At 62.9% G+C, this 2,138-nt stretch carries 2 protein-coding genes; one reads left to right on the top strand and one right to left on the bottom strand.

What is annotated here, in order from left to right; all coding sequences use genetic code 11:
* Window positions 1-812, bottom strand: an 812-nt coding sequence (locus I6F35_RS39465; protein WP_225122951.1) for a caspase family protein, incomplete at its 3' end; no start/stop codon positions are given.
* 349 nt (window positions 813-1,161) lie between these two features.
* On the opposite strand from I6F35_RS39465, the gene I6F35_RS39460 reads away from it, so the two are divergent.
* Complete coding sequence (locus tag I6F35_RS39460; RefSeq protein WP_225122950.1) at window positions 1,162-1,968, top strand: N-acyl homoserine lactonase family protein; 807 nt, start codon at window positions 1,162-1,164, stop codon at window positions 1,966-1,968.
* Window positions 1,969-2,138 lie beyond the last annotated feature (170 nt).

The following is a 2,138-nucleotide window of genomic DNA, read 5'->3' as shown; positions in this document are numbered from 1 at the left end:
GTCTGGGCTGGTGGTGGCGGTGGAGGCGCCGGCGGCGGTGGGCTCTGCGGCCGCGCCGCTGAACCCGGAATGAAGGAGAAATCTTCCGCCAGCGAAGACGAGATCCACGGCACCTGCTCGCTGCGCGAGGCGCGGGTAACGCCGACGCGGGTGCGGTTCAGCGTCTCTTCCGCCATCAGGTCGGGAGTGCGGATCTCCTTGAGCAATTCCCGCACGAACAGGCTGTGGTCGCTGCCATTGTCCGAGATCACGGACGATAGCGCCGCGGAATACATCACCAGCGTTCCGTTCGGCGCGATCACCGGCGCAAGGCCGGCCGAGAAACTGCGGAATCGGCGCTCGAACGGGTTGCGCCTGGAAGCATCGATCAGGGCGATCTTGACTCCGGCGCCGCGGCTGTTGATCTCACCCAGCACCGTCTCGAGGCTGAAACCATCGCGGCGGACGTCGGCCTCGCTCCAGATCTGCGCGTCGATCGGAATCATATAGCTCTGGCGACTCGACTGGATGCCGTAGCCGGAGAAGAACAACAGCACGACCGAACCCGGCTTGATCTTGCCGTAGAGCCGATCGAAGGCGCGCCGCATTTGTTCGCCGGTCAGATTCTCCCCGATGTCGACATTGAAGCCGTCGCGCTTGAGTTCGTCGGCGACGTCGCGCGCATCATTGATGGGCTCCTTCAGCGGCGCGTCGGCGTCCGGGTATTTGGCGTTGCCGATCACCAGGGCATAACGCTCGCCCGCAGCGAAGGAAGGGGCGGTCGAGGCGACGGCAAAAATCAACGTGAGCAGTAAAGCAAAGCAGATGTTCATAATCGCGGCAGTCCAGCCAAAAAGCGCCGATCCCGGTCTGCGCCGCGGCGACCTTACTCTACGCAATCGGCATTTTCAAACCGCGCCCACATGCCGTCAACCACTTGCGCCGTCATCGTTAATTGCGACAATTAAGCGCGAAGCGGCTTTCGGCGGCCGAGTGATTGCAGGTGTCCCGATGGCGGCGTCGGTTCCGTCGACAACGTCCAGAACGGCGATGTGACACGCTCTCGCGCCGGCTCTCACCGCCCTGGCATGCAGCCGCAGCAAGCCTGCAGGGTTTGACGTTTGCGGATGACAATGGCTTGCTTGCGGTGCAAACGGCCACCTGACAAGAAAAGCGAAGCCAATGGGAAATGCCTACGAGATCTATGCCCTGCGCTATGCGACGATGTCGCCGCGCACCCCGCACATGAACTTTCTTGCGCCGGATCCGCATGAGACCGCGGCGCAGGATCTCGATTACTTCGTCTGGCTGATCCGGGGAGGAGGTCGCGACATCCTGGTCGACACCGGCTTCAATGCCGAGGAGGCCAAGCTGCGCGCCCGCAAGCTGACGCTCAATCCGGTCGATGCGCTCGATCGCTTCGGCGTCTCGGCGGCGTCGATCCGCGATGTGATCGTCACCCATCTGCATTACGACCACGCCGGCAATCTCGATCGTTTCCCTAACGCGCGTTTCCACCTGCAGGAACGCGAGATGAGCTATGCGACCGGGCGATGCATGTGCAACGGCATGCTGCGGCATCCCTTCTCGGTCGAACATGTCACGCTGATGGTCCGCCACGTCTATGGCGAGCGCGTCACGTTCCATTCCGGAGATGGCGAGGTCGCGCCTGGAATCACCGTGCACCGCGTCGGCGGCCATTCCGATGGCCTGCAGGTGGTGCGGGTCGAAACCGCGCGCGGTCCCGTGGTGCTGGCGTCCGACGCCGCGCACTACTACGCCAATCTGCACCAGCGCAGTCCGTTCCCGATCGTCTACAACATCGGCGACATGGCGATCGGCTGGGAGACTGTCGAGCGGCTCGCCGGGCATCGCGACCGCTTCATTCCGGGGCATGATCCAATCGTCGCCGAGATCTATCCGCGCGCGAGCGACAAGGTCGACGCCTTCGCCCTGCATCTCGCGCCGTCGCGTTCGTTTGCGAGGTAGGGCGGTAGCTCATTCAACTGTCATTTCGGAGCACACTACTGCCCCTCATCCTGAGAGCCTGACCGAAAAAGGGTGAGCGGTTTTGGCGGGCCTGTGATTCCTTCGGATTTGCAAAGATTCGAGGGAGGACACCATGCCGTGGACCAAAGCCGCTCGTCTCCAGTATCAGC

The sequence above is a fragment of the Bradyrhizobium sp. BRP22 genome (assembly GCF_020194175.1).
Lineage (GTDB): Bacteria > Pseudomonadota > Alphaproteobacteria > Rhizobiales > Xanthobacteraceae > Bradyrhizobium.
Note: the sequence above shows the minus strand (reverse complement) of the source record. Positions and strands in the feature narration are given on the sequence as shown.